A 25,401-nucleotide genomic window follows, 5' to 3' on the forward strand; every position below is an offset into this window, starting at 1 on the left:
ATGGAAGAGGGAGATTCGATTCGCAGGTAAGCAGGGACGGGTAACGGGTAGAAAGACAATGAACAGGCGGAGGAAGGGGCAGATCATTTCATGAAGCGAACGGCCATCCACACGATCGGCAGCACAAATTTTAACGTATCGGTGCAGGGACAGGGCAGCCCGCTTATTCTTCTGCACGGCGCATACTGCAATCTCGGCGTATGGGACGAACACGTCGAGCTGCTGTCCCGCAGCTTTACGGTGATCCGCTACGATCAGCGGGGATACGGCAGAAGCGACGCGGTCAAACATGCGTTTTCCCACTATCTGGACTTGAAAGCGATCCTCGATTACTTCGGCCTGCGCCGCGCTTCGATCATCGGCTCCTGCAGCGGCGGGGCCGTCGCGCTTGATTTCGCGCTCGCTTACCCCGAATATGTCGAGCAGCTTATCCTGATCGCGCCTTCCCTGAACGGCATGCTTCCTCCGCTTCGCCTCATGACGGAAAGGGTTCGCGACGTCTGGCGGGTCAGGAGGGAAGGAATCGAGCGCGGAGCGGCAGCGTTCGTGCGAAGCCGTTATTGGAGATATGCCGTTCCCCGCGACCGGAGAGCCCGCGCGCGGCTGAAGGAGATGTATCTCGCGAACGGCGTGCACTACCGCTCGCGCCTGAGCATGCAGCGCCCGCTGCTTCCGCTTGCGCGCAAACGGCTGCGGGAGATCGAGTGTCCCGTGCTGATCGTGGAGGGCGAGTGGGATGCGGCGTTCAACCGGAAGGCGGGCCGCTATTTGCACAATCAAATCATGCATTCCTCGCTGATCCGGATGGAAGGCTGCGGTCATTATCCGCATTTGGAACAGCCGCTCGAATTTTCGGCGATTGCCATAAGCGCGCTGAAATCTTCGGCTGCAAGGCGTTGAGGGAGCCGGAGGAACGAATGTGTGCGACGTCGTGAATTTTAAGCGTCGCGCAGCCGATATAAGGGGAAGAGTCAAGCGAAAAGCCTCGGCGGGCGGCTCGTTTTGTCAAGAAACGCCGGCCTGCTTGAAGAAAGGAATGTTCCGCACATGAAAAAGAAACTCGCGCTGCTCTTGGCGTTGGCGCTGCCTCTCGGCGCGGCCGTTCCGGCGGGAGAAGGATCGCCTTCGGCGGAAGCCGCTTCGGCCAAGCAGTGGCTGCAGCTCTCGTCCCGCGCGACGTATTACGGCGAAGTGGCGAACGGGCAGCCGAACGGGCAGGGCACGATCAGATGGGGAGACGACAAGTATTATTCCGGAAGCTTCGCCTACGGAAAGCGCAGCGGCAGAGGCAAATACGTCAACGCGTACGTCGACGGCGGCACGCAGCGTCAGCACCGGGTCGTCTATCAAGGGTCATGGAGCGGAGACGCCATGAACGGCAGCGGCACCCGAACCGAACAGGTGAAGGAAGCGGACGGCAGTCCGTTCTCGGACGGCATCGAAGTCGGCGTGTTCCGAGCGAATGAACTGAATCGGGGCTACAAGGTCGTTCATGCGATGGCGGACCCGGATTACAGCTTCTCTTACCGCGCGAAAAATTACCGGCTCGATATTTTGGGCAGCAACGTCAGTCTGGTTTCGGATTGGAAGACAGGCACGCTGTTCGACGTCCGGTACCGAAAAGGCTCGATCAGCAGGAGCTATTCGCTGTTTCAGGGCAGCACGGACGCCGAGGAGAAGGCCCGTCTCGCTTCGCTGAAATATTTGCGGGGCGTCACGGACGAAGTTACGCCTATTCTATGGCGGTTCAGGGCACTGTCCGAGCGTCTGACTTTGAAGTGAACGAAGGATGCGATGCCCGGAAGGGTCTCCGTTTGAAGCCGTTTTTCGACGCTTGCGCGCGAAGAACGGCTTTTTGCCGTGCGCGGACAGCTCGAAAAAGTCCTTAAAAACAAAAAAATTCCTGGACCATGTCCGGGAATGCTTCTTGCTGCCGTATATTCGCGTTGGGCCCCCGGCCAAAGCCGGGTACCGCGCCAGGCGCCTTATTGGGCCAGCGCTTCCTTCGTAATGAGTTTGAGATCGACCGGCGACAGCGTTTCTTCATTGATCATTTCCGGCAGAATATGTTCCAGGAAGTAATCGACGCAGTTCAGCTTGATTCGCTTGATCTTGACGAGCGCATTGCGGTACATCGCCACGAATTCCTTTTCCGTATTGCCTTTTTGCAGTTCGGCGAACGCTTCGTAGACCTGATCCATCTTGTCCGCGACTTCGAGAATAAGCCCTTCGAGCGATTCGTCCTTGCCCTCGCGCAGCTGTCTGCGGAAAGTCGGCTTGAACTCTTCCGGAATATTTTCTTCAATAAAATGCGCGATCATGCCTTCTTCGACCTGCTGGATCAGCTGGCGCAGCTCCGGCGACGAATGCTTGACCGGCGTCTTGATATCCCCGATAAAAATTTCTCCGTAATCATGGCTGCTCGTAATTTCGTAAAGCTTTTTCCAGTCGATTACGGCGCCGTGTTTTTCTTCGATATCGGCGAGCGTCTTGGCGTACTGGACCACTTTCCAGGAGTGCGCGGCCACGCTGTGTTCTTCGAACTTGAATTTGCCCGGACAGCGGATGATGCGTTCCAGCCCGTCGAGCGAGCGGAAATAGCGGTGAATTCCCATGTCTTTTCCTTCTTTCGCGAATGTCTTGATTTGAATAGTTAGAGTAGGGCACCTTCAGTATAGGCATGTCATGTTCGGGGAAAGTCAACGGACGGTCAAGCGGCGGTCAAAGATGACGCGAATGCGGTCTTTTTTGAAAAAAGAACCCCTTACGCTCTCCGAAAGCCGAACAGCCTTCAGGGAACGTTAAGGGGTATTCCAGGACTCGCCGAATCTTTTTACCGCGGCTTCGTCAGGGACAAACTCATGAGGCACGGCCGCTGCGTTTCTTCATCAAATAAAATACCGGCAGTCCCGCCAGCGTAATGCCGATGCCGATCAGCGAGCGGACGGGGCTGTCCAGCAGCGTGCTGACCAAAATATAAAGCCCGCCCGCGATGCCGACAATCGGCGTGATCGGATAGAGGGGGACCCGGTACCGGCCCGCCGCCGAAGCGACTTTGCGGCGCAGGATGAAGACGCCGAACACGCCCGCCGTGAAGAAAATCCAGAGCACGAACACGAGCAGGTCGGTCAGCGTGTTGAACGTGCCCGAGAAGATGTACACCGCCGCCAGAGCCGTTTGGAAAATGAGGGCGTTCGCGGGGGTGCCGAACCGGGGATGAATCTGCCGCAGGAAGCCCGAGAACGGCGCGATGCCGCGTTCGCCCATGGCTTGAGGCACGCGCGCTGCGGTCATCAGATAGCCGTTCAGCGCGCCCAATACGGAGACGATGATGCCCGCGGTGATAAACGCGCCGCCTCCGCCGCCGAGCAGCGCTTCGGCCGCATCGGCGCCGGGAGTCGGCGACGAGACGATCTGCTCGAACGGCAGCGCCCGGAAAATCGCGAGGTTGAACAGGACGTATACGACGATGACGAACGATACGCCGATCAGAATGACTTTGGGCAGCGTCTTGGCCGGATTTTTCATTTCGCCGGCCATATTGGTCACGCCGATCCAGCCGTCGTAAGCCCACAGCGTACCGAGGATAGCCGCGCCGAAGCCTGCCGCGCCGGCCGACAGGCCGGTCACGCCGGCAAAGCCCGGCTGGCTGCCGGCCAGCAGCCCGAACGCCACAATGCCTACGACCGGAACCAGCTTGCCCGCCGTTGCCAGCAGTTGGATAAAGCCGCCGTATTTGGTCGAAATCACGTTCATGAGCAGGATGAAGAGCAGAATGCCGACGGCGAGCATCTTCTGCTGCATGCCGTTCATCGGCAGAAAATACCCCGAATACGAAGCGAACGCGATAGCCAGCGCCGCGACGGAAGCGGGATATGAAATGACCGCCTGCACCCAGCCGAGCAGAAAACCGACGGTCTCGCCGTACAGTTCTTCGAGATAGGCATACAGGCCGCCGGCTCTCGGAATGGCCGCGGCGATCTCCGCGACGGAGAGGGCGGAAGCGAGCGTAATGATGCCGCCGGCCACCCAGGCCAGAATGCTCAGCCAGGGAGAGCCCGCGTTGGCCAGCACGATGCCCGGCTTCAAGAAAATACCCGAACCGATAATCATGCCGACGACGATCGCCATCGCTTCAAGGAACGTTATCGACTTTTTTAATTCGGAAGAAGAGGGAGTTTGACGGTTGGACAAGGGATTCACGTTTCCTTTCGATTGCGAATAAACGGATACGGCTTCGCCGCCCAGCGGAGTCGGGGGCCGCTTTCGGAGCGGGCCTTTCCGGCCGAAGAAGCGAACATCCGGGAGCGGCATGCGGCGGTTCGAAAACCGGCAGCAGGCCAACCGGGTTATTTTATCATTTTTCTCCGGGCATGAATATGACTTGTTTTGTAAGTTTTGGACGAAACGATTCGAAAGGGCGATCTCGAAAAAACAAACATCACCCCTGAATAATTTCCATTGTATGCGTTTACACAAAAAGCCATAATAACGAGGCAAGGTTATTCAAACCATGAACCAAGGGGAGGAAATACCGTGACAAAGAGAAAAATGAAATGGTTCGGCATGGCAATGACCGGGGTGCTGGCGATCAGCCTTAGCGCCTGCGGAGGCGGAGGATCGAATTCGACTAACGCCAGCGGAGGAGGAGCTTCCGAACCGGCGGCCGGCGGCGGAGACGGCGCTTCGGCGGAAAACGTCACGATCACGTTCCAAAACATTTATCCGGACGCCAGCGACCCGAAGAATCAAATGCTGAAGAAGATCGTCGAGCAGTACGAAAGCGAACATCCGAACGTCACGATCGAGCTGGATTCGCTGAATACCGACCAGCAGAAGCTTAAGCTGAAAACGCAGGCCGCTTCGAAAGAAGTGCCGGACATCACGGTCGTCAACCCGGCCGCCCAAATGCAGCCGTTCGTCGACGCCGACCTCTTCGCGCCGCTTAACGACATGGTGGAAGAAAACGGACTGAAAGACACGTTCCAATCGGGCATCCTCGATTACTATACGTTCGACGGCAATCTGTACGCGCTGCCGGACGGCAACAACATCGGCGTCGTGTACTACAACAAGAAGCTGATGGAGCAGGGCGGGGTGGAAGTGCCGAAGACGTTCGAGGAAATGATCGAAGCCGTCAAGACGCTGAAATCCAAAGGCATCCAACCGATGGTCATCGGCGAAAAGGACAGCTGGACGGGCTCGTTCCTGTTCATGAACATTCTGCTCAGAACGAACGGCGGCCCGGGCTTCCTGCAGGACGTGCTGGACGGCAAAAAGACGTTCGAAGATCCGGCTTACGTCGAAGCGATCGAGGCGTTCCAGCAGCTGGTCGACGCGGGCGCTTTCCAGGACGGCGCGACTTCGTTCGACTATAACTCCGGCGAGAACCTGTTCAAGACGGGCACGGCGGCCATGTACTACATGGGCAGCTGGGCAACGGGCGGCATCGAGACGGCCGAAGTGAGCAAAGACGGCAACGTCGGCGTCTTCCAGTTCCCTACCGTAGGCGGCAAAGGCAATCCGGACGAGTTCATGCTGGCTCCGGGCAGCGCGTTCGCGATCTCGAAAAACAGCAAGCACCTGGAAGAAACGAAAGACTTCCTCAATTACTTCATGCTGAACTTCCCTAAAGAAGCGTTCGAAGTCAAAGGCGCGGTCGGCATCGCCCAGAACGTGGAAGGCGACTTCAAAGCCGCCGGTTATTCCGACATGGCCATGAACGTGCTGGACCTGTTCAAAAAAGTCAAAGGCGGCGACCTGGCGTTCGACAACACGATGAACCCGGGCACGACGCAGGCTCACCTGTCGGGTACGCAGAGCCTGTTCGTAGAGAAGAAAGACGCGGCGGCGGTAGCCAAAGAACTGCAGGCCGCTTACGAAGACAACAAGTAAAACGGCAAGCCTGACGGACACAGAAGGGGACCGGCGGTCCCCTTCTCTTCGTCGGCCCCGCTTAAGGAGGCGGCTTTCGCGTGAATGTGTTAAAAGTATCCCGCTGGACGATCGCGGCATTCATTCTGCCGTGTCTGATCGTGTATGTCGGTCTCGTCTTCGTCCCGATCCTCGTCTCGCTGTACAGCGGCCTGCTGGATTGGAACGGCATCGGCAAATCGACTTTTATCGGGCTCGATAACTACGTCAAAATGTTTACGAACGATTCGGTATTCTGGCCTTCCGTGCGCCGGACGTTTACGCTGGCCGGATTCTCGATGCTGGTGCAGGTGCCGGTCGCGCTGCTGGTCGCCATTCTGATCACCCGATTCGTGCGGCGGCCGAACTTCCTGGTGTCCAGCTACTTCCTGCCGGTCATCCTGTCCGTCGCCATCATCGGACAGCTGTGGAAAACGATCTACAATCCCGCTTCGATGGGCGGCATGATCAACGGGATCCTGACAAGCCTCGGGCTGGAATCGTGGACCCACTCCTGGCTGACCGAGCCGAAGATCGCGATCTACGCGATTATTCTCGTCTCGCTGTGGCAGTATCTCGGCTATCATATCCTGATTCAGTTTACGGGCATTCAGAACATTCCGAGCGAAATCTACGAGGCCGCCAAGATCGACGGAGCCGACGGCTTCAAGGCGGATCGTTACATTACGCTGCCGATGGTTCTGCCGATTCTCAAGATTTCGATCGTCCTGTCGTTTATCGGCTCGCTCCAGTCATTCGATCTGATCATGGTTATGACGGGCGGAGGGCCGGCGCACGCGACCGAAGTGCTGGCGAGCCATATGTACAATATGTCGTTCATCACGATGAAATACGGATACGGCAGCGCGATCGCGAACGTGCTGATCACGATGTGCCTGATCGCGACCGTTCTGATCAATCTGCTGTTTACCCGGTTGGAAAAGCGGTACAACTGAACGGATTCGCGCCGTCTGCCGAGCGTCGTGCGCCGGAGACGATTCGCATCCGCCTGCTTTCGATTCTCCCATTAATCCAGGAAAGGGGGCTCCGCCCATGAGTCAATTCGCCAGTTCCGCGGGTTCGAAGCCCGCGCTCAAAGTCCGCAGCCGGCGCATTTCACCGAAAGCCTTGATCGCTTATCTCTTCTTCGGACTCCTCCTCGTCACGCAGCTGTATCCGCTGCTGTGGCTGCTGATCTATTCGCTCAAAACGAACGAGGAGATCCTCTCGGGCAGCTTCTTCGCCCTGCCGGCCCAATGGCAGTGGAACAACTACGAGGGAGCCGTCGAGGGCGGCAGCTATTTCCGCTATCTCGGCAACAGCTTGTTCGTGACCGTCACGACGATGGCGGGGGTCATTCTGTTATCGTCGCTGGCGGCGTTCGCCATTGCCCGATTCCGCTGGAAGTACGGCCAGCTCGTGATGCTTCTGTTCCTGCTCGGCATGATGATTCCGATGCAGGGCACGCTGCTTCCGCTGATGATCATCTTCAAAAACATTCACATTCTGAACACCCACTTGGCGCTGATCCTGCCGTACATGGCGTTCCAGATGCCGATCGCCGTCTTCATCCTCAGCGGATTCCTGCGAACCATTCCGCACGAGATCGAAGAGTCCGCCATCATGGACGGAGCAGGCCCGTTCCGCATCTTCCGCAGCGTCATTCTGCCGGTCTCGATCCCGCCGATGATGACCGTCTGCATCCTGACTTTCATCAATGTCTGGAACGAATATATCCTGGCCGCGACGTTCATTTCGTCGGAACGGCTGAAGACGCTGCCGTTCGGCGTATACAGCTTCGTCAGCCAGTATTCGGTCAATTACGGAGCAATCGGGGCTTTCCTCGTACTTGCTGCCCTGCCGGTCATCGTCGTCTATTTCCTGCTGGCAGAAAAAATTACCAAAGGCATGGTGGCGGGCGCGGTTAAGGGTTAAGATGAGGCTATGAGACGCTTAACGAAACCTTTGACCCAAAAAATAAATACGATTTACGGCCGGCTGTTCCCGATATTCCTGTTCAGTCTGCTCGGTCTTCTGCTGATCGTAAGCCTTGTCTATTATCAGCGGGCGACCGATCAGGTTCGGGAACAAGTGGGAGCCCTGGCGGAAAAAAATATGTCCCAGACCGTCGCGCTGTTCGAGCAGCTGCTGGACGGATACGACAGCGTCACCAAGACGCTGGGCAGCAACGGCGAATTGATGCGGCTGTTGAGCCGATCGTATCCGTCTGACGTCTCGAGCGCCCGGATTCAGTCCGAGCGGCGGATCACCGATATCCTGGGCGCGATTTTTTATTCGCGCAGCGACATCGTCGGCATCCACATGCTGACCGACGAAGGCAAGGTATACAGCTTCGCCCGCTCGATGGGCGCGGCGGTCCAGTCGTACCCGGACAAGCCGTGGTTCGCGGAACTGAAGCGTTCCGAAGGCGACATCCGCTGGCTCGGCGTCTATCCGAAATCGCTGATGAGCGGCTGGACGGACCGGCCCGTTTTTGCGTTCGGACGCCAGGTATTCGAGCTTGAAGGGTTGAAATCGGTCGGCTATGTGCTGATCGAGGTCGAAGCCGACGCGATTACCTCGGCCGTCTCGAACGCCAGCCTCGGACAGAATACCCAGGTTGCTATCCGGGACGGCAGCGAGCACGATATTATACGCACCGGTTCCGAAGCGGAAGCCTGGCAATCCGTTCCGGAAGATTGGCCCGGACTGCTGAAGGCGGGAGAAATTCGAGCTTACGAGGGCGGGGACTGGCTGCTCACGGCGGCGCAGGTGGAGAAGACCGGCTGGACTATACTGCGCGCCGCGCCGCAGAGCGACCTCAAGCTGGAACTGCGCGAGACGCAGCAGTTTCTGATGACGGTCATTATCGCGCTCATTTTCGCGGCAACCCTGCTGTCCACCGTCGTTTCCCGTTCGTTTTCGCTGCCGTTCAAGCGCCTTGTCCAGCAGATGAAGCAGGTCGAAAGCGGCAATTTCAAAGGCCAGGTGCACATTCAATCTTATGAAGAGATCAATGTGCTGGTCGGCTCGTTCAACCGCATGGTGCGCGAAATGGACGGATTGATCGAGGGGATCAGGCAGGCGTCGATCAGCGAGAAAAATGCCCAGCTGCAGGCGCTGCAGTCGCAGGTCAATCCGCATTTCCTGTTCAACACGCTGGATATGATTTATTGGATGCTCGACGAGCGCGAGGACGATCGGTTGGAAGGCGTCATTCTGGCGCTGTCCAAAATGTTCCGCTACAGCAGCGACTGGGAAGAGGGCGCCCGCGTCAGGCTGCGGCTGGAGCTGGAGCAGCTCAAATCCTACCTGACCATTATCGAGACCCGGCTCGGACGCCGGGTGCTGACGCAGATCGACGTCGAAGAACGCTGGTTGGATGCTCCGGTGCCGAAAATGATTCTGCAGCCGATCGTCGAGAACGCCGTCAAATACGGACTCGAACCGCTTCGGGAAGGCGGAACGCTGCGCATCTACTCCGAAGCGGAAGAGGACCGGCTGCACATTATCGTGGAAGATAACGGGGCGGGAATGGATGCGGCGACGCTCAGACGGCTGGAGATTCTGCTGGACTATCCGCCGGCGGCCGAACGTCATATCGAGGGCGGCCGCATCGGAATCGGCCTGCTCAACGTGCAGCGCAGGCTGCGCCTCATGTACGGGGAAGCCTACGGACTTACGATTCACAGCATACCGGGGAGCGGGACGAAGGTGCGCGTCACCTTCCCGATTCCGGGCGAGGAGGACTTGGCGTGAACATACTTGTCGTGGACGACGAACCGATTATTCGCAGCGGGATTCAGCGCACGATTCAGCGCTCTTTCCCCCAGCACAAAGTGATACTCGCCGAAGGGCCGACCGATGCGGTCCAGCGGCTTAAGAACGAGCTGATCGATCTGGTGCTGACGGACGTGCTGATGCCGGGCATGAACGGACTCGAGCTGATGGAAGTCTCCCGTACGCTGCATCCCGATACCAAGTGGGTCGTCATCTCCGCTTATTCGGAATTCGAGTATGCGAAGAAAGCCGTGCGTCTCGGCGCGCGGGATTACCTGCTCAAGCCGATCGGCAAGGACATTCTGGTCGAACTCATTAAAAAGATGGGCGAGGAAATCGCCGAGCGCAACATACGGGCCAAAGAGAGCCTGCTGCTGAAGCAGAATCTGCGTTTCCTGCGGGAGGCGGTGTTTGCGAGATGGGCGTCCGGCCTCGATCTGGGCGGCATCGATCTGGCTTCGTTTACGGAGTCGTACCCCGACTTCCACCTGCTGATGGTGCATGTCGAGAGCGACACGGACACCAAACTGGAACATTTTATCGTGGAAAACGTCATGAACGAGCTGATCGCCTCCTTCGGCCGGGGCTTCGTGGCGAGCATCGACGCCAAAAGCCTGCTGGGACTGGTCAAGATCGAACGCGGAGGAAGCCCGGCGGCGCTGAACGAAGAACTGCGAAGCTGTCTCAAGCGCTACCTGAAAAAGCCGTTCCAGCTGCTTGTTTCGGGCAGGATCGAAGACCCGTCGCAGGTGCCCGATGAAGTGCGCCGCATGCGCGAATCGTCGGAATACCAGGTGTACGATCATTACGCCAGCGGCGGCGAACAGGCGGTCGAAGTCGCGCTGCAGTACATAAGGGCCCGGTACGGCGCGGAACTGTCGCTGGAAAAGGTGGCGTCCGTCGTCTATCTGAACCCGGCTTACTTCAGCCAGCTGTTCAAGCAGAAGACGGGCCAGGGATTCAAAGACTACGTCACCCAGATCCGGCTGGACCGCGCGATGGAAATGCTGGGCGAATCGGAACTGAAAGTCGGCGACATCGCCGAGCGGGTCGGTTACCCGGATGTGCGGCATTTTTCTCAGGTGTTCCGTAAAAAGATCGGCTGCACGCCGTCGGAGTACCGGGAACAGTTCAAGGCCCGGTGCTGAAAAAAGGCGGGCGGCACGGCACGGGTGGGGCCGCCGGGTCTGCCCGCCTTGACAGTGCGGATAATCGAACGAACGGAATAAGAAGCACGATAAGCGCAAAGGGGAAGCTAACAAGCTTTCTCTTTTTTTATTTATTTTGGATATTTATGTTATAAAAGATGCGTAAATGGATAAGTTAAGTAATGGGTGACAAATACCTTATGACCGGAAGGGGAAGTGAACGAGTGGAAAAGAGAGTTCAGACTTCGCTGCTTCGTCGTATGTCTATGGTTTTGTTGGGGTTGGTGCTGTTATTGCCGGTGGCGGTGTGGCCGGGAGCGCAGCGGGCATCGGCGGATATACCTACGGCACAATGGACCAACTTGTCTTCGCAAACGTACGGAAATCTTCAAGATGTAGCTTACGGAAACGGTGCATGGATCGCAGTCGGACAGGGCGGAACAATACTTAGATCGACCGATACGGCGAACTGGACGAAAATTATAGTCAGTCAAGGTCCGAATGTAACAGAAACAAGAAACTTCTACGGAGTTAGCTACTTGAATAATAATTGGTATGCTGTCGGACAAAACAGCATGATCTACACTTCTTCGGATAACGGTGTGAATTGGAGTATAGTGAATAATCCGGATATAAATGCCGACCTTTCCTCTATTAATGTTGGCTTGAACGCCCAAAACCAACCGACTTATGTAGCAGTAGGTCGACCCTATCTTTCCTATGTATCAAACGACGGTGTAAATTGGTCATCCAATGAAGTGGATATAAATTCCAATTGGTTGTTAGATGTGGCTTATGGAAATGGGCACTTTCTTGCTACTACAAAAACAATAGGTCCCGGTTCTTCGACTTCCGTATCGGAATCGGTATACGGGACGAACTGGACTTCTCTTGGCAGCATGCCCGGCGCATCTTCCGGCATTGTCTTTGCTGATAATCAATTTGTGGTATCTAACGCCTATAGCAACGAAATTTATTATTCCTCGAACGGAACGAGTTGGACTCCCCAATCGGCAGGTACGAGTTCGATTGGAGGCTGGAACGACATTGCCTACAACAAGCAGTACAACAATCTTATGTTAGTAGGAGTGAATAATACTGATTCCATCGCTGCTCATTTCGGAACTGTAAACGGCTTCTGGACTGAAGAAACTATCGCTCCTGCTTTCTACTCCTTGAACGGAGTTGCCGCTAACGGAGCGAATGCCGTAGCGGTCGGTAACGAGGGTGCCCTTTTCGCAAGAGGAGTAACGCTTTCCACCGAAAACAAGCTTTCTTCCCTTACTCTTACAGGTGCTCAATTAAAGGGTGAATTTGACCCGACGAATCCCCAAGTTATAGCGACGGCATCTTCCGATACGACTCAAATCGACGTCACTCCTGTAACGGAGAGCGTATATGCGACTGTCAGAGTCAATAATCAAATCGTGTCTAGAGGAGATTCGCTTACGGTTCCGCTGTCAAACAACAGCTTGAATACCCAAATAAATATTGAAGTTACGCCTCAAGACACAAATGCTTCTCCACGATTGTACAATTTGATAATCGAACGGGAAAACGATGCCGAACTGAGCAACTTGGCTGTCAGTCCGGGCGGACTTAGCCAACCGTTCAGCAGAGAGAACCGTTACTACTGGACCGAAGAAGTAGGAGCAGACGTCGAAAATTTGAATGTCACGGCTACTGCTGTTAACAGTCAATCTACTATCGAGATTAGCGTTAACGATGCGGCATGGCTACCTGCCACTTCGGGATCCGCGGCATCGGTTCCGCTTCGCGAAGGATATAACTTGATCGATATTCGGGTTACTTCGCCATCCAGCTATAACTCTAAATCGGTTATATACCAAATTTCGGTAATTAGAGAATCCAGCGCTTATTTGAAAAGTTTGACAATTGACCCGGGCGAATTGAAACCGCCTTTCGATCCGCTTGAAAAAGAATACAATGTTTATCTGGACAATGAAGTAAGCGAAATCGAAGTCGTGCCGACCGCGGTGAGCGAAAACGCAACCATTACCGTGAACGGCAAAGAAACGGTCAGCGGAAGCGTGTACACGGCCCAGCTTGAAGAAGGAATGAACGAGATCAATATCGTGGTTACAAACGAAAGCCAGCCTCCGTTATTGATCAACAACGTTGGAAGCCAAGTTTCCCCAGAAATCAATCGTCAAGAGTATAGAATTTCGGTCTATCGTGCAGGCGAAGAACCGAATCCGTTCCTCCAAAGCTTGACGATTAACCCTGGGGCGTTGAATGAGCCTTTCGATCCTGCTCAAGAGGAATATACGGCTACCGTATCGAATGCCGTGTACAATCTTGATGTTACGGCGGTTCCGGTAGACACGAATGCGGTTGTTACCATCGGAGGACAGCGTGCCGATGAACAATATTCTCGAACCGTGCCTTTGAATGTGGGTCCTAACGAAATCAACATTCAGGTCTCGGCCGGCGAAGAAGCCGTAAAGTCTTATAAGATCACCGTCACCCGCCTGGATCCTCCGGTAAATCCGAATCCAAATCCGAATCCGGGTCCTGTAAATCCGGCACCGGCGCCAACCACGCCGGTCCCAAGCACGCCGGCGCCGACCACACCAACGCCGACTACACCGACAACGCCAACCACGCCGGCTGACGGTCTGGAAGTCATCGTGAACGGTCAGCCGACGACGATCGTCGCGACCGGGGGAACGTCGCAGGTCGGCGGACAAACGGTGTTCACGGCGACGATCGACACGGCGCGTCTGGCGACGCTGCTTACGGGCGGCAGCAATCAGAGCGTCGTCATTCCGGTCAGAACGGAAGCAGACCGCGTCATCGCCACGATGACCGGCGAAGCGGCCGCCCTGCTGACTTCGAACAATGCCACGCTTCGCGTGGAGACGACGCTCGGCAACTACACCCTTCCGTCGTCGCAGCTGCGTCTGGGAACGGCCGCGAGCACGCTCGGCGTTCAGGCGGGTTCCGCCGATCTTAGCGTCAACATCGTAATCGAAGAAAGCGGAAGCGACGTGCAGAACCGCTTGACGCAAGCCGCCGCGGCTCAAGGCTTCACGGGCGTATCGACTCCGGTCGACTTCACGATTACCGCTTCGGCGGGCGGCCGTACGGCCGAAGTCAACGACTTTACGGAATACGTGGAGCGCGAGCTTCCGATTCCGAACGGAATCGACCCGAACCGAGTCACGACAGCCGTCGTGATCGAGCCGAACGGCACGGTGCGCCATGTGCCGACAGCCGTGACGCAGGTGCAAAGCAATGACTATGCGCAGGTCAACAGCTTGACGAACAGCAGCTATGCGCTGATCTGGAATCCGAAGGAGTTCCCGGACGTGGCGGGCAAATGGTCGCAGGCGCCGGTTAACGACATGGCGTCCAGACTGGTCGTAAACGGAGTGGGAGAGAACCGCTTCAATCCGGAAGGCGCAGTGACGCGCGCCGAATTCGCCGCCATCTTGGTACGCGCGCTGGGGCTGCCGAGCAGCGGACAAGCGGGCGGATTCAGCGACGTGGCGTCCGGCGAGTGGTACGCGGAAGCCGCGGCCACAGCCAACGGTTACGGCCTGATCACGGGCTATCCGGACGGCACGTTCCGTCCGAACGCCACGATTACCCGTCAGGAAGCGTTCGCGATTCTGAACCGCGCCACGCAGATCGTGCCGATCCGGATCGTGGACGGAAGCAGCGAACTGAGCGGATACCGCGACCGCGGAGATGTAGCCGGTTGGGCGAAAGACTCCGCGGAGAGCGTGCTTTCGCTCGGACTGGTACAGGGCAGCGGCGGATGGCTGCATCCGGAAGCGACGCTGTCCCGCGCCGAGTCGGCAGCTGTCGCGCAGCGCCTGCTGCAGCACGGAGCGCTGATCGATTAAGAACGAAAAACAGCTGTAACGATTCGTAAAGCAGCAAGCCGCGGCCGGCGGATGATCGGCCGCGGCTTTTTTGCGCGCGCGGGCACGGAAACGCAAGTGGGCAGCTGCAAGCGCCAAAAGCGGAAGCCGAGAGGAGAACATGGCCGCGTTTTCGTTCTCCTTCGCGAAATGTAAAGTTTCCGCCCGATTTTGTCGATGATAGAAATGAAGAAACCGATTGGGCTTGGATCAAGGGGAAAGGGGAAGACTATGCAGAACCGCAGAAAAGATCCGTTCCGTTACGTGCTGAAGGAACCGATCGCGTTTGAAATGTGGATTATCAGTTTGAACGGCGCAGCCGCTCCGGAGAAGCCGATCAGGGCGGAACTTCGGGATGTCAGCCGCTCGGGATGCCGGATTTCGATGCCGCTCGGCATACCGGTGGACAAGAACGAAATTCGTATCGGACTGAACATCGTACTGAACGTGGACATGCTTCGGCTGGAAGGTACGCTCCGCTGGAACCGTCGGGAGGAAGACGGCTACGATTACGGCGTGCAGCTTCATATCGCGCCGGAGTACAAGGAAGTGCTGTCGAGAGAAATGAGAGAATTGGCCGGTGCCGACCGGATAAGGGTTATGTAAGCCGGGTCTTCGCGATTTCGGCTTTTTTGGTATGGCGAGGATGAAGACGGGAAACAATCGAACGAAACCAAACATTAAGACACCTGTACGTATGGCGGCCGTCTGCCGCGAACTGCTCTGCGGATTACATGGGAAACCCTCCTTTACTCGTCATTCGCGTTTTTTTGAATCATTCGGCATTCAGCGAATCCGCGCCTGCGTCAGCGCTTCAATCCGTTCGGTTCGACCGGTTTGCTGAGCCAGTGCTCGTCCGTCTGGACATGGTTTTTGCGCACGAATTTGGCCAGGCTGCGCTTGAAGTCGTCGTAGGCGAAAGAGTCCGCCAGCCGGACGACATAGCCTTCCTGTTCCCCGCCGCAGTTCGAAATGCGGGTGTAGCAGGCTTTGATCGTTTTTTCGTCCCATACGCCCCGATACAGCACCGGAACGGTCGGGATATGAAGTTCGCGTGCCAGACGCTCCGTGTCGTCCCACGACAGGCAGACGTTATGATCGTCCCAGACCGAGAACAGCATAAAATAATCGGGAAGCTGCTCGTATTTGATCGAATGCTTCGCATACAGATTTTCCCCGCACAGCCGCCAGCCTTCCGGAATAAGATAGCGGATGCCGCCATGCAGCGTCTTGACGTAGTGACGGGAGACATGGTCTTTGCTGTCGAGCGACCGCGCATGGATGGACTCCGGGTACATCGTCGTGTTTTCCCCGTCCATTTTCTCCGTTACGACCACTTCTTTGCCGACAAAATGCGCCGTGTCCCGCAAAATCTTGTCGTCGTCCGTATAGCTTCTGGACCAGGGCAGGTGCATCGTTTTCGGATATTTGATTTTCATGGGTTCGCCTCGCTTGTTCTTTCTATGAATCTTGCCGCGTGAATTCCTCGATGAACGGTTCGTTTTTTTCTACTTTCCATACGTGTCGGCTTCCGCGAAAAAGTACATCTTGGCCAGCTTCTCGCCGCCGAGCAGATGATAAATGTTAGACGCGCCCGCGTCGCCGCCGTGCAGAATCTCCATGTGGCATTCGATCCGGCCCGCCACGTCCAGCGCGAAGTCGTCGCTGTAGCCGAGCGCCTTCAGCAGATGGCAGCCGATCGAGGCGGAGACGTGTTCGTGTCCGAAGTACGAATAGTAGCCCCGCGCTTCTTTCCACGTTTTGCAGAACGGCTTGCCGATGTCGTGCAGCAGCGCCGTCCACTGCATGGCCAGCCGGTCGTCTTCTTCGTAAAAGGCGTTCACATATTCCAGCACCGCGTACGTATGCTGCGACAGCGTGCGGGTGTGGAACGGATTGCCCTGATCGTAGCCTAGCATCTGCGCGAAAAGGGGGAAGGCCGACAGAACGGCGAACAGCTCGTCGTGTCCGGCTTCCTGACGAAGCAGCCGCTCGATCTCCGAACGAAGCTCGTCGGCGCGCGGCGGTTCTGCGAGGCCGCAGAGCACGGATTCGTCGGGCATGTGGACGGGATGCACGGCCTCGAAGCCTTCGCCGGGCAGCGGAAATTGCAAATTTTTCGCGTATTTGGCCATGATTTTGCCGTCCAGCTTGCGCTTGCGCGAAGAGATCCGCCGAACCGCCGTTTCGTACAGCGTGTCGAAGACGTGCGCTTCGATCCGGCAGTCGGCAAAGCGCTTCACGAACTTGCCGCGTCGGTCGCGATCGACGTTGGTCGCGTCGAAGATCACGTCGCGGCCCGCTTCCAGCGCGGCGCCGATCTCCCTGAACGCCTCGTCGAAAATGACGTAGGTGTTTTTTTGCCGGGATTCGCCGCCGAACAGCTTCAACCGGATGGCGTCGGTAGAGACGATAACGCCGCGGGTCTCTTGTTCCAGCTTCTGCGCATAGACGCTTTTGCCGCTGCCGGGGATACCGATCAGCATATGGATAGTGTTGGTTCGAACGGGTTTCATAAGGGATTTCACCTCCTTCCGGGGGAGGGACCCGTAAACAGTATACCCGATTTACCGTCCGAGCGTCAGGGAACAGGGAAGCAGGGACCTTCGTCGCTTTTTAAAATACACTTGTATTAATTAAAAGTTCATGTTTATAATACACGTGTGTTATAAAAAGAAACGGAGAAGAGGAACGGAATTGAGGAGTATGGAGATTGTGCTGGCGGCCTTGAATCTCGCGGTGCTGGTGCTTATGCTGCGGAGAAAGACCCGGACGAAGGGATGGGCGGCCGCCGGATTGGCCGGATCGGCCGCCGCTCTGCTGACGCAGGTCTGGCTGGAGGGCGCGAGGTGGGAATTGATTCCGCTGTATGCGATTCTGCTGCTGCCGGCTGCGGTGATGCTGCGAAGAATTTTTGCGCGAGAGGAACGGGAGGTGAAAAAGCCGCGCTTGTCCCGGCGGCTGCTCGCCGGGACAGCCGCGCTGCTCTACGGAACCGCCGCGATTCTGCTGCCTGTCGTTCTGCCGGTATTCGCTTTCGAACCGCTGAAAGGCCCTTACCGGGTCGGCACCGTCACGTATGCCTGGACGGATCAAACGCGGCCGCAGGTGCATGCGCAGAACCCGGCGAAGCGCAGGGAGCTGCTCGTGCAGTTCTGGTATCCGACGGACGAAGACGCTGCGGGCGCGGCGGCGCCTTATCTGAGCGATCCGCGCGTCTTCGCGGAGGCGTTCGCGGGCAATGAAGGCGTGCCTCCGCTGCTGTTCGACAGCATGCGGCTCGTACGCACGCATTCGCGGGCGGCGGCGCCGTTGTCCGCGGCGAAGCGCGAATATCCGGTCGTGATCTACTCGCACGGCAATCGGGGATGGAGCGGGCAGAGCACATTCCTGACGGAGCAGCTCGCTTCGGAGGGCTATATCGTGGTCGGTATCGAGCATGCCGGCGGCACGAATACGACCGTCTTCCCGGACGGCGAGGTGATGCCGTTCTACGCGGACGCGGGCCAGGAGCTGGACAACGGCGCGTTCGACCGGTTGGCCGACGACGTCTGGGTGCCTGATGTGAAGTTCGTGCTGGATCGGCTGGAGGAGATCGCAGACCGAGGCGGCGGGAGAGGCGGGCCGGAATCCGGCGGATCGGACGCGCAGAGCGGCAGTCCGGGAAGCGCGGAAGCGGGCTCGGGCATTTCCGAGGCGGCCGAGCGATTCGCGGGACGGATCGATACGGAGCGGATGGGCATCGTCGGCTATTCGATGGGCGGCGCGGCCGCGGTGCAGACGCTGCTGAGCGACGATCGGCTCAAGGCGGGGATCGACATGGACGGAGGGTTTTACGGTTCGCTGCGCGCGCCGAACGGCATCGGCCGTCCGTTCATGCTGATCAGCGCGGACAGCACGTTCAGGCCGGATTCGATGAGCGACGAAGCGTTGGCGCAAATCGGCGCTTCCCGGTCCGAATACGACGAGACGGTCGGCGAACTGCTGGAGCGTCAGGCCCATGCGGCCGACGGAGGCAATTACGTGTTGACGCTCGCGCATACGGACCATACGAGCTTCTCCGACGCGCCGCTGTATTCGCCGCTGCTGTCGGCGGCATCCGGGCTGGACCCGCGGGGCGCGCATGCCGTGATCCGCACCTATACGGAGGCGTTCTTCGGCAAATACTTGAAAGGGGAAAGGGTGGACCTGTCCGCTCTCGAAGCGGGCACGGAGAATGATCATACGCTGATCAAAGGGCAATGAAAAAGCGGAGGAAAGGGGGCGGCAGGCCCCCTTTCCTTCGCGCCGTTTCGGGAAGATTTTCGCGTCGGACGTCCAGGGAGTCCGTCCGGCCGGCACAGGGAGCGGAATTTCGGCCGGGTTCGAAGGACGGTTCAGGCCGTTCCCCGGCCGCCCGCTTCGCGAATGAGAGCAAGAAAACGCGCGGCCGCCGGGGACGGAGGCTCGCCGCGCCGGGTGCACACCGCGACGACGTTCTGCAGCTTCGCGTCTTCGACGCGGACGCGGCACAGCGCTCCGCGCTCGACGTATTCCCGAACGACGAGCGAAGAGACGAAGTTGGCGCCGTAACCGGCGACGACAGCCCGGATCGCTTCGTGGAGGCCGCTGAAGCCCGTTCAAGGCAGAATCGCGAACGACCGTACCGGGAACCCCGACGCTTTTTCCGCTTTCGGCACGATGTTGAAAATGACGGCGCCTTTCGGAGGCAGGAGATCGAGGTTTTTCAGCAGCTCGACCTGGTAGGCGTTCTGTTCAAGCACGTAATATTCGCCGAGCAGCGCGCCGTTTTTCGTATAATCCGCGGCGGAGTCGGTGTCGAACGTCTCGTGGCCGACGGCCGCGATCCGGCGCTTCCGGAACAGCAGCTCCAGCGCTTCCATCGACCAACCCGGCGCATGGTTGCGGCCGTCCGCGTCTTTGTTTTCGAACTGTTCCTGACTCGGCCAGCGTTTGCTCCAATCGGTGCGCAGCGCGACGAAGCTGCCCGCTTCGATCTCGCCGTGCTCCGCTTCGAACGCTTCGATCTCGGCGGCGGACAGCGAATAATCGGCATCGGCTGCCGCTTCCTTCGACTTGTCGATCACGACGAGAGGAAGGACCAGTTCTTTCAGTTCCAACTCCTCCAGATAGCGGGCATCGCGCACGAAGTGGATCGGAGCGTCCAGGTGCGTGCCGTATTGGCCGGGGAAGCTGAAGCGCTGAGCGAAAAATCCGTCGTCGTGCGTGAACAGCGTCTCGAATTCGGCGGGCGCGAATGCGGCGAAATGCGGAGAATCCGGTCCGAACGTGTGCGTCAGGTCGATCCATTGCTTTTGTTTCAGCAGCTTGAGGGCGTTCAGCAGTTCGTTGGTCATGAGTCCCCACCTCTTTTTCCTTTTTGATTGTCGATTATAAAGGCAAACGTTTCGGGGAAGCAAGCGAATGCCCGAAAATCCGGTGTCCGCATCCAGGTTCCGCCTTTCCTTTTCGTGTGCTAATATGGAAATTAATACTTTCCGGAGGAAGGAAGAAGGAATGATGGAATCCAACAAAATGACGCGGATCGTCACGGCCGTTGGCCTGGTGGCGATTCTGCTGGTGCTGCCGCTCAAGATCGCGGTCGGAAACGCCGGTTTCTATTACGCCGCGGTGGCTCTGGTCGCGATCGCGGCCGGCTTCAAACTGACCGAAAAGGGGAGGAGCGACGAGCGTTTCTACCGCAGATGGGAGAAGAAAAAGCAGTCGGGGAAATGGGGCATCGTGCTGGCCGAGGCGATCAAATCGCTGATCCTGCTGGCCGTGATCGTCGCGCTTGCTCTGATGCTGCTGGGCGGTTCGCCCGAGCAGACGCTGAGCGAGCTGTCGCCCGGCATGCGCGCCGGCATGGCCGCGCTGCTGATCGCGTTCGCCGTCGTGCTGGGCTTCGGCAACTTCCAGGAAAAGAATCGCAGGTTCGAGCGGCTGCGCGCGCAGTTTCGCGGTTAGACCAAAGACGGCGGGAACAAAATCCCGGCCGTCTTTTTCTTAAGCTTGTCTTCATTCGTTCTTGGCCGCCGTTTTGCCTTTTCGCGCCCTCGCTTGATATGATGGAGGAAAGATAGCCGTTCGTTAACGCGTTAAGGCGAGTCTCCGATTCTGCCCGAGCGGTCCCAACTTACCCCGAGGAGGAAATTGAACATGACCGAAACAGCCGGAGCACATAAAGTAATCGTATCCGAACCCGTGGCAGGCGTATTCGATAAATTGACGGAGAACGCCGCGGTTCGCCGGGCATTCGATTTCCTCGAGGCCGACAACGACCGTACGACCGAGGAACAAATCGAATTGACGGAGATCGAAGCGCCGACATTCGAGGAAGAAGAGAAAGGCCGGGCGTTCGCACGCAAGCTGGCCGAGCTGGGCGTCGAAGACATCTCCGTCGACGAAGTCGGCAACGTTTTCGGCGTACGCCCGGGCCGGGGCGGAGGACCGAAACTTGTCGTTTGCGCGCATTTGGATACCGTTTTCCCGCGCGGCACGAACGTCAAAGCCCGCCGCGAAGGCAGCCGGGTCTACGCGCCGGGCATTTCCGACGACGGCCGGGGCCTGGCTTCGGTGCTGACGATTCTGCGCGCGCTGAACGAAGCGGACCTATGGACCGAAGGAGATCTGATCGTCGGCGCGACCGTCGGCGAAGAAGGTCTCGGCGATCTGCGCGGGGTCAAAGCGCTGTTCGCCGGACGGAGCGATATCGACGGCTTCATCTCCATCGAGCCGGGCACGCCCGACCGGATCACCTATCTGGCCGCGGGCAGCAAGCGCTACAAGATTACGTTCGAAGGACCGGGCGGGCACAGCTTCGGCAGCTTCGGCACGCCGAGTCCCATTCACGCGCTGGGCCGCGCCGTCGCCAAGTTCGCGGATCTTCAGGTGCCCCACGATCCGAAAACGACGTTCAACGTCGGGATGATCGGCGGCGGAACGTCGGTGAACACGATCGCCGAGACGGCGGAAGCGGTGATCGACATGCGCTCCATCTCGCAGGCGGAGCTTGAGAAGCTGGAGACCGAAGCGCTGACTCTGTTCCGGCAGGCGGCCGAGGAAGAAAACGACCGCTGGCGCCGCGCCGGAGCGATCAAGGTGCATATGGAACGGGTCGGCGATCGACCGGCCGGCTCGCAGGAGGCCAGCAGCATGATCGTTCAGGCGGCGGCCGGAGCGGGACTCGCCATGGGCTTCCGTCCGATTCTGGAAGGGGCGAGCAGCACCGATTCCAATATTCCGATCCACCTCGGAATTCCGGCCGTGACGCTGGGCGGAGGCGGGGATTTCGGAGGCGCGCATACGCTGAACGAATATTACGATCCGACCGGCGCCCATCTGGGCGTGCAGAAGATTCTGCTGACAGTGCTGTCGCTGACCGGCTTGGCAGGAACGACGCAGCCGCTGCTGACCAAACGCGGTTGAACGTTTTCCGGGCATGCACAAGACCGCGGCAGAGTCGATGCCGCGGTCTATCTTTTTCATAGAAGTTTACGGTTAAAACGCAGCACGGCCAATACAACGTTCAAAACGATCCAGACCGACGTGACCGCGATCGCCGCCGCATAATCCGCGGGCTGTCCGTTTCCCGTCGTCAAATTCGAAGCATTCAGCAGATAGGCGGGCAGGTATTCGGCGATTCGGGGCAGCAGGCCCAGCAGGTAGACGATCAGGAAGCTTCCGCCGACGCCGAGCATGACCCCCGAACCGGAGCCGAAGAACGCCGACATCGCCAGGATCAACGAGATCAGCCAGATTCCGAGCGCATAAAAGCAAAACGCGGAGAAAAAAAGATGAGCCGCCGCGCCGTTATCCCAAAAATACGCGTTGTACCCGTAGGTAACGACGTAGCAGAGCCAATATCCGGCCGTCCAGAACGCCGCAAGCACAATCCCTTTCGAAGCGATGATTTTCCATCTGCGCAGACCTTTCGTGACCAGGTTGATCAGCGTTCCTTTGAGGTATTCGTTCGTCAAGGTTCCGCTGAAGACCAGAAGGAAAACGATCAGTCCCAGCGGAGCGTTTTTGTAAAATTGCGCCCAGGAAGTCAACGCGTCGACCTTAACCGCCGAAACGGACAAGCCGGTTTCCGACAAGCTCTCCGACATCAGCGTCAGCAGTCGGGGCGTTAACTTGGCGATGGCAGGATTCAGAATTCCGAACCCGATAAACAGCAGAAGAAGGATCGTGACTTTGCCCGTGCGGACCGATTCCAGCCATTCTTTGCGCATAAACGCCGTCAGCTGTCTCATCCTCGCACCATCTCCGCAAACAGGTCTTCCAGAGTCGGCTCAAGCCTTTCGAACCGACGGACCGGCAAACGTTCCCGCGCCAGCATTTCCAGAATGCCCGGCACGGCTTCTTCGTCCTGCGCTTCAAGCCTGACGCCGGACAGAGAGAACATGCGGGCTGCGGAGAATCGGGCTTTGAAGCGTTCCGCGTCCGCCGCCGAATAAAATTCGACTTCCAGCTCCGGACCGTCTTCGCGGCGCGCGGCTCTGATTTCTTCGAGCGTGCCGCCGCGGATGATCCGCCCTTGATGCAGGAAAGCCGCTTCGTCGCAAATTCGTTCCACGTCGGACAAAATATGCGTGGAAAAAACGACGGTCGTCCGGTTTTTCGCGAGCAGCATCAATTCCAGAATTTCTTTTCGTCCCAAAGGATCGAGAGAGGAAGTCGGTTCGTCGCAAATCAGCAGCGGAGGATCGTTCAGCAGCGCCTGCGCCATGCCGAGCCGCTGCTTCATTCCGCGCGAAAACCCCTGAATGCGCGTGTCCGCTCCGTCAAGGCCGACAAGCTTCAGCAGCTCGGCCGACTTGCTGCGAGCCTGCGACGGCGCCATGCGCGCGATTTTCCCGCATAATTCAAGATATTCCCCAGGCGTCATGAATCCGTAAAACTCCGGCACGTCGGATAAATAACCGATATGCCGATTCGTGCGAGTCCGTCCGAAAGCGACCTGTTCGCCGTTCACCTCGATGTTTCCCCGATCCGCGGCCAGCAGCCCCAGAATCATCTTCATCGTCGTCGTTTTGCCTGCCCCGTTCTGTCCGATAAATCCGAAGATCGTGTGCGGCTTCACGGAGAAGCTGAGATCGTCCACGACCGGCCGTCCGCCGAACGATTTGCAGACATGGGACAAGGTCAGCATGTTCATCAAGCGTCCTCCCTTCCCAGCAGAAAATACAGAATCGGGCCGATAAAGTTCATCCCGACGATCGCGACGACCAGCCAGAGAGCGCGGCTGCCTCGCTTATACGTGCTGCGCGTCAGGATGTGCCGGAGCGTGACCGCAAGCAGGACCAGCTGCGCCGCAATCAGCGGGATCAGAAAAGGCAGGATTTCGTTCAAATCGAGCGGATTCAGGTTCATGTCCGGCTCCTTTCCGCCAAAGAGGCGCGAATTCCGAGATAGCCCGCGTCATCCTGCAGCACGGCGAAAGCCGGATGGGACAGTGCCTGCAGGGCGCTTTCCAGAATGACTTTCTTGTCCCGCGGCGCGCTGCTGCCCAGATCAAGCTGATCGAACCATGGCTCGACGGCGTTGAAATAACGGTCGCCCGTCAGCTTCGGTTCCCGGTCCGACAATCTGGCGGCGCACGACGCATACCGGGTTAAACGGCCGACCGCCTCTTTCTTTTTGCCATGCATGGCATAAGCGATCGCGCCCTGCAAATGAAGCAGCGCCGCCGCGTTCGGATGCAGGCTTTCCAGCCGGTACGCTTCAAGCACCTGGTCCGCGCGGCTCATCGTTTCTTCGCACACGGCCAGATCGCCGCCGTGGATCGCGAGATGCTGGGTCGCTCCTCCGATCAGCGACAGCAGATTCGTGAACATGCCGATCTGCGTGAAGCTGTCCGCTTTTTCCGTTTGTCCGGCGATCCGGTAGGCTTGAATCAGAAGCGAATCGCTTTGATTGGACAGACGCAGCGGACTCAGCATTTCTTCCAGCGTCTCGATGACTTCCCGCGTTTTGCCGAGCTGCATATCGGCGGAAGCTTTCAGGATGACGGCATCGTTGCTCAGGCCGATATCGCGGCAGTCCGCGATGATGCGGCCGCAGAGATCGGACACCGAAGCCAGGATTTCCGCTTGGCGGTCCTGGTCTTCGGCCAGCATGAAATGGTTGAGCCGTAACACGCACATCTGGAACAGGAACGGGTAGCAGGAATAATATTTTTTGATCAGTTCCTGCGTATGCGTCATGACGTCTTCGAACGGACGCTCCGCGAAGTCGGCCGCCAGGTCGCGGTAAATTTTCTGGATCTGTTCCCGGCTGAGCTGCGGCTCATAGCCCAGCAGTTCGTCGATCGTCACGTCGAAAAAGGCCGCCAGCACCGGAAGGATCAAAATATCGGGCATGCTCTGCTTGTTTTCCCATTTGGATACGGACGCTTTCGTCACGCCGATAAATTCGGCCAACTGCTCCTGGGTAATTTTTTTCTGATGTCTGAGTCTGATCACGTTGGTGGAAAAATTCAATGTATTCATCATAACCGCCTCCTGAGTCTATTATCTCTGCCGCCCGGTGCCGGCTCAATGGATTGTCGCGATACTTTGCGGGCATAAATCAACCGCCGGGAAACTTTTGCGCGGAGACGTCGAGAGCCGCAAGAACGGTTCATTTTCCTGGCCCGGTTTTCGGTAAAATGGACTTTATAGGTTGGG

Annotated in this window: 21 protein-coding genes and 2 pseudogenes; 13 read left to right on the top strand and 10 right to left on the bottom strand. The window is 57.8% G+C overall.

Features of this window, described 5'->3' with window-relative positions; translation table 11 throughout:
- The first annotated feature begins 90 nt into the window (after positions 1 to 90).
- Together GYN08_RS17355 and GYN08_RS17360 are read left to right on the top strand one after the other, a co-directional pair.
- Positions 91 to 900: an alpha/beta fold hydrolase gene (locus tag GYN08_RS17355; protein WP_166276772.1), complete on the top strand. Its 810-nt coding sequence runs from the start codon at positions 91 to 93 to the stop codon at positions 898 to 900.
- A 147-nt stretch (positions 901 to 1,047) separates the two neighbouring features.
- A complete protein-coding gene (locus GYN08_RS17360) occupies positions 1,048 to 1,782 on the top strand; it encodes an MORN repeat-containing protein (protein WP_166276775.1) in 735 nt (244 codons plus the stop codon).
- A gap of 203 nt (positions 1,783 to 1,985) precedes the next feature.
- Here GYN08_RS17360 and GYN08_RS17365 read toward each other — a convergent pair whose 3' ends face one another.
- Positions 1,986 to 2,615: a YfbR-like 5'-deoxynucleotidase gene (locus GYN08_RS17365; RefSeq protein WP_166276778.1), complete on the bottom strand. Its 630-nt coding sequence runs from the start codon at positions 2,613 to 2,615 to the stop codon at positions 1,986 to 1,988.
- Between the two features lie 244 nt (positions 2,616 to 2,859).
- Entirely contained in the window at positions 2,860 to 4,194 is a 1,335-nt protein-coding gene (locus GYN08_RS17370; protein WP_206023803.1) for an APC family permease, read from the bottom strand.
- Between the two features lie 357 nt (positions 4,195 to 4,551).
- Between GYN08_RS17370 and GYN08_RS17375 the strand changes: the two genes are divergently transcribed.
- From GYN08_RS17375 to GYN08_RS17405, 8 genes and pseudogenes are all read left to right on the top strand, one after another.
- A complete protein-coding gene (locus GYN08_RS17375) occupies positions 4,552 to 5,895 on the top strand; it encodes an extracellular solute-binding protein (RefSeq protein ID WP_166276937.1) in 1,344 nt (447 codons plus the stop codon).
- Positions 5,896 to 5,975: 80 nt separating this feature from the next.
- Positions 5,976 to 6,869 carry a carbohydrate ABC transporter permease gene (locus tag GYN08_RS17380; protein ID WP_166276784.1) on the top strand — a complete coding sequence of 298 codons (894 nt, stop codon included), beginning with the start codon at positions 5,976 to 5,978 and terminating at the stop codon, positions 6,867 to 6,869.
- 97 nt (positions 6,870 to 6,966) lie between these two features.
- Positions 6,967 to 7,848: a carbohydrate ABC transporter permease gene (locus GYN08_RS17385; RefSeq protein WP_206023804.1), complete on the top strand. Its 882-nt coding sequence runs from the start codon at positions 6,967 to 6,969 to the stop codon at positions 7,846 to 7,848.
- A gap of 9 nt (positions 7,849 to 7,857) precedes the next feature.
- Positions 7,858 to 9,672, top strand: coding sequence for a cache domain-containing sensor histidine kinase (locus GYN08_RS17390; RefSeq protein ID WP_166276787.1), 1,815 nt, complete (start codon positions 7,858 to 7,860; stop codon positions 9,670 to 9,672).
- Entirely contained in the window at positions 9,669 to 10,841 is a 1,173-nt protein-coding gene (locus tag GYN08_RS17395; protein ID WP_166276790.1) for a response regulator, read from the top strand. The genes GYN08_RS17390 and GYN08_RS17395 overlap by 4 nt, the downstream gene beginning before the upstream one ends.
- Before the next feature lie 1,076 nt (positions 10,842 to 11,917).
- Positions 11,918 to 12,697: pseudogene (locus tag GYN08_RS24140) on the top strand (cadherin-like beta sandwich domain-containing protein); the annotation flags it as partial.
- 24 nt (positions 12,698 to 12,721) lie between these two features.
- Positions 12,722 to 14,713 (top strand): S-layer homology domain-containing protein, encoded by a 1,992-nt coding sequence (locus GYN08_RS17400; RefSeq protein ID WP_235946358.1) that lies wholly within the window; start codon positions 12,722 to 12,724, stop codon positions 14,711 to 14,713.
- A 249-nt stretch (positions 14,714 to 14,962) separates the two neighbouring features.
- On the top strand, positions 14,963 to 15,337 hold the full coding sequence (locus tag GYN08_RS17405) for a PilZ domain-containing protein (RefSeq protein WP_166276796.1): 375 nt from the start codon (positions 14,963 to 14,965) through the stop codon (positions 15,335 to 15,337).
- 200 nt (positions 15,338 to 15,537) lie between these two features.
- Here GYN08_RS17405 and GYN08_RS17410 read toward each other — a convergent pair whose 3' ends face one another.
- Both GYN08_RS17410 and GYN08_RS17415 read right to left on the bottom strand, forming a co-directional pair.
- Positions 15,538 to 16,170 carry an RNA ligase family protein gene (locus GYN08_RS17410; protein WP_166276799.1) on the bottom strand — a complete coding sequence of 211 codons (633 nt, stop codon included), beginning with the start codon at positions 16,168 to 16,170 and terminating at the stop codon, positions 15,538 to 15,540.
- A 69-nt stretch (positions 16,171 to 16,239) separates the two neighbouring features.
- Positions 16,240 to 17,247, bottom strand: coding sequence for an ATP-binding protein (locus GYN08_RS17415; protein WP_166276802.1), 1,008 nt, complete (start codon positions 17,245 to 17,247; stop codon positions 16,240 to 16,242).
- A gap of 190 nt (positions 17,248 to 17,437) precedes the next feature.
- Between GYN08_RS17415 and GYN08_RS17420 the strand changes: the two genes are divergently transcribed.
- Complete coding sequence (locus tag GYN08_RS17420) at positions 17,438 to 18,976, top strand: alpha/beta hydrolase family protein (protein WP_235946363.1); 1,539 nt, start codon at positions 17,438 to 17,440, stop codon at positions 18,974 to 18,976.
- 131 nt (positions 18,977 to 19,107) lie between these two features.
- On the opposite strand, the pseudogene GYN08_RS17425 reads toward GYN08_RS17420, so the two are convergent.
- Both GYN08_RS17425 and GYN08_RS17430 read right to left on the bottom strand, forming a co-directional pair.
- Positions 19,108 to 19,344: pseudogene (locus GYN08_RS17425) on the bottom strand (LysR substrate-binding domain-containing protein); the annotation flags it as partial.
- 6 nt (positions 19,345 to 19,350) lie between these two features.
- Entirely contained in the window at positions 19,351 to 20,088 is a 738-nt protein-coding gene (locus GYN08_RS17430) for a cyclase family protein (RefSeq protein ID WP_166276807.1), read from the bottom strand.
- Between the two features lie 160 nt (positions 20,089 to 20,248).
- Between GYN08_RS17430 and GYN08_RS17435 the strand changes: the two genes are divergently transcribed.
- Positions 20,249 to 20,698, top strand: a complete 450-nt coding sequence (locus tag GYN08_RS17435) for a hypothetical protein (RefSeq protein ID WP_166276810.1) — start codon at positions 20,249 to 20,251, stop codon at positions 20,696 to 20,698.
- 192 nt (positions 20,699 to 20,890) lie between these two features.
- Positions 20,891 to 22,159: a M20/M25/M40 family metallo-hydrolase gene (locus GYN08_RS17440; protein WP_166276813.1), complete on the top strand. Its 1,269-nt coding sequence runs from the start codon at positions 20,891 to 20,893 to the stop codon at positions 22,157 to 22,159.
- A gap of 56 nt (positions 22,160 to 22,215) precedes the next feature.
- Here the strand turns inward: GYN08_RS17440 and GYN08_RS17445 are convergent, their stop codons facing one another.
- The 4 genes from GYN08_RS17445 to GYN08_RS17460 are packed head-to-tail and all read right to left on the bottom strand — an operon-like array spanning position 22,216 to position 25,227.
- On the bottom strand, positions 22,216 to 22,986 hold the full coding sequence (locus GYN08_RS17445; RefSeq protein WP_166276816.1) for an ABC transporter permease subunit: 771 nt from the start codon (positions 22,984 to 22,986) through the stop codon (positions 22,216 to 22,218).
- On the bottom strand, positions 22,983 to 23,891 hold the full coding sequence (locus GYN08_RS17450; RefSeq protein WP_166276819.1) for an ABC transporter ATP-binding protein: 909 nt from the start codon (positions 23,889 to 23,891) through the stop codon (positions 22,983 to 22,985). The genes GYN08_RS17445 and GYN08_RS17450 overlap by 4 nt, the downstream gene beginning before the upstream one ends.
- Entirely contained in the window at positions 23,891 to 24,106 is a 216-nt protein-coding gene (locus GYN08_RS17455; protein WP_166276822.1) for a PLDc N-terminal domain-containing protein, read from the bottom strand. The genes GYN08_RS17450 and GYN08_RS17455 overlap by 1 nt, the downstream gene beginning before the upstream one ends.
- On the bottom strand, positions 24,103 to 25,227 hold the full coding sequence (locus GYN08_RS17460) for a helix-turn-helix domain-containing protein (RefSeq protein ID WP_206023806.1): 1,125 nt from the start codon (positions 25,225 to 25,227) through the stop codon (positions 24,103 to 24,105). Before GYN08_RS17460 ends, GYN08_RS17455 begins: the two co-directional genes overlap by 4 nt.
- Positions 25,228 to 25,401: the final 174 nt, after the last annotated feature.

The sequence above is a fragment of the Saccharibacillus alkalitolerans genome (assembly GCF_011090185.1).
Taxonomy (GTDB): domain Bacteria; phylum Bacillota; class Bacilli; order Paenibacillales; family Paenibacillaceae; genus Saccharibacillus; species Saccharibacillus alkalitolerans.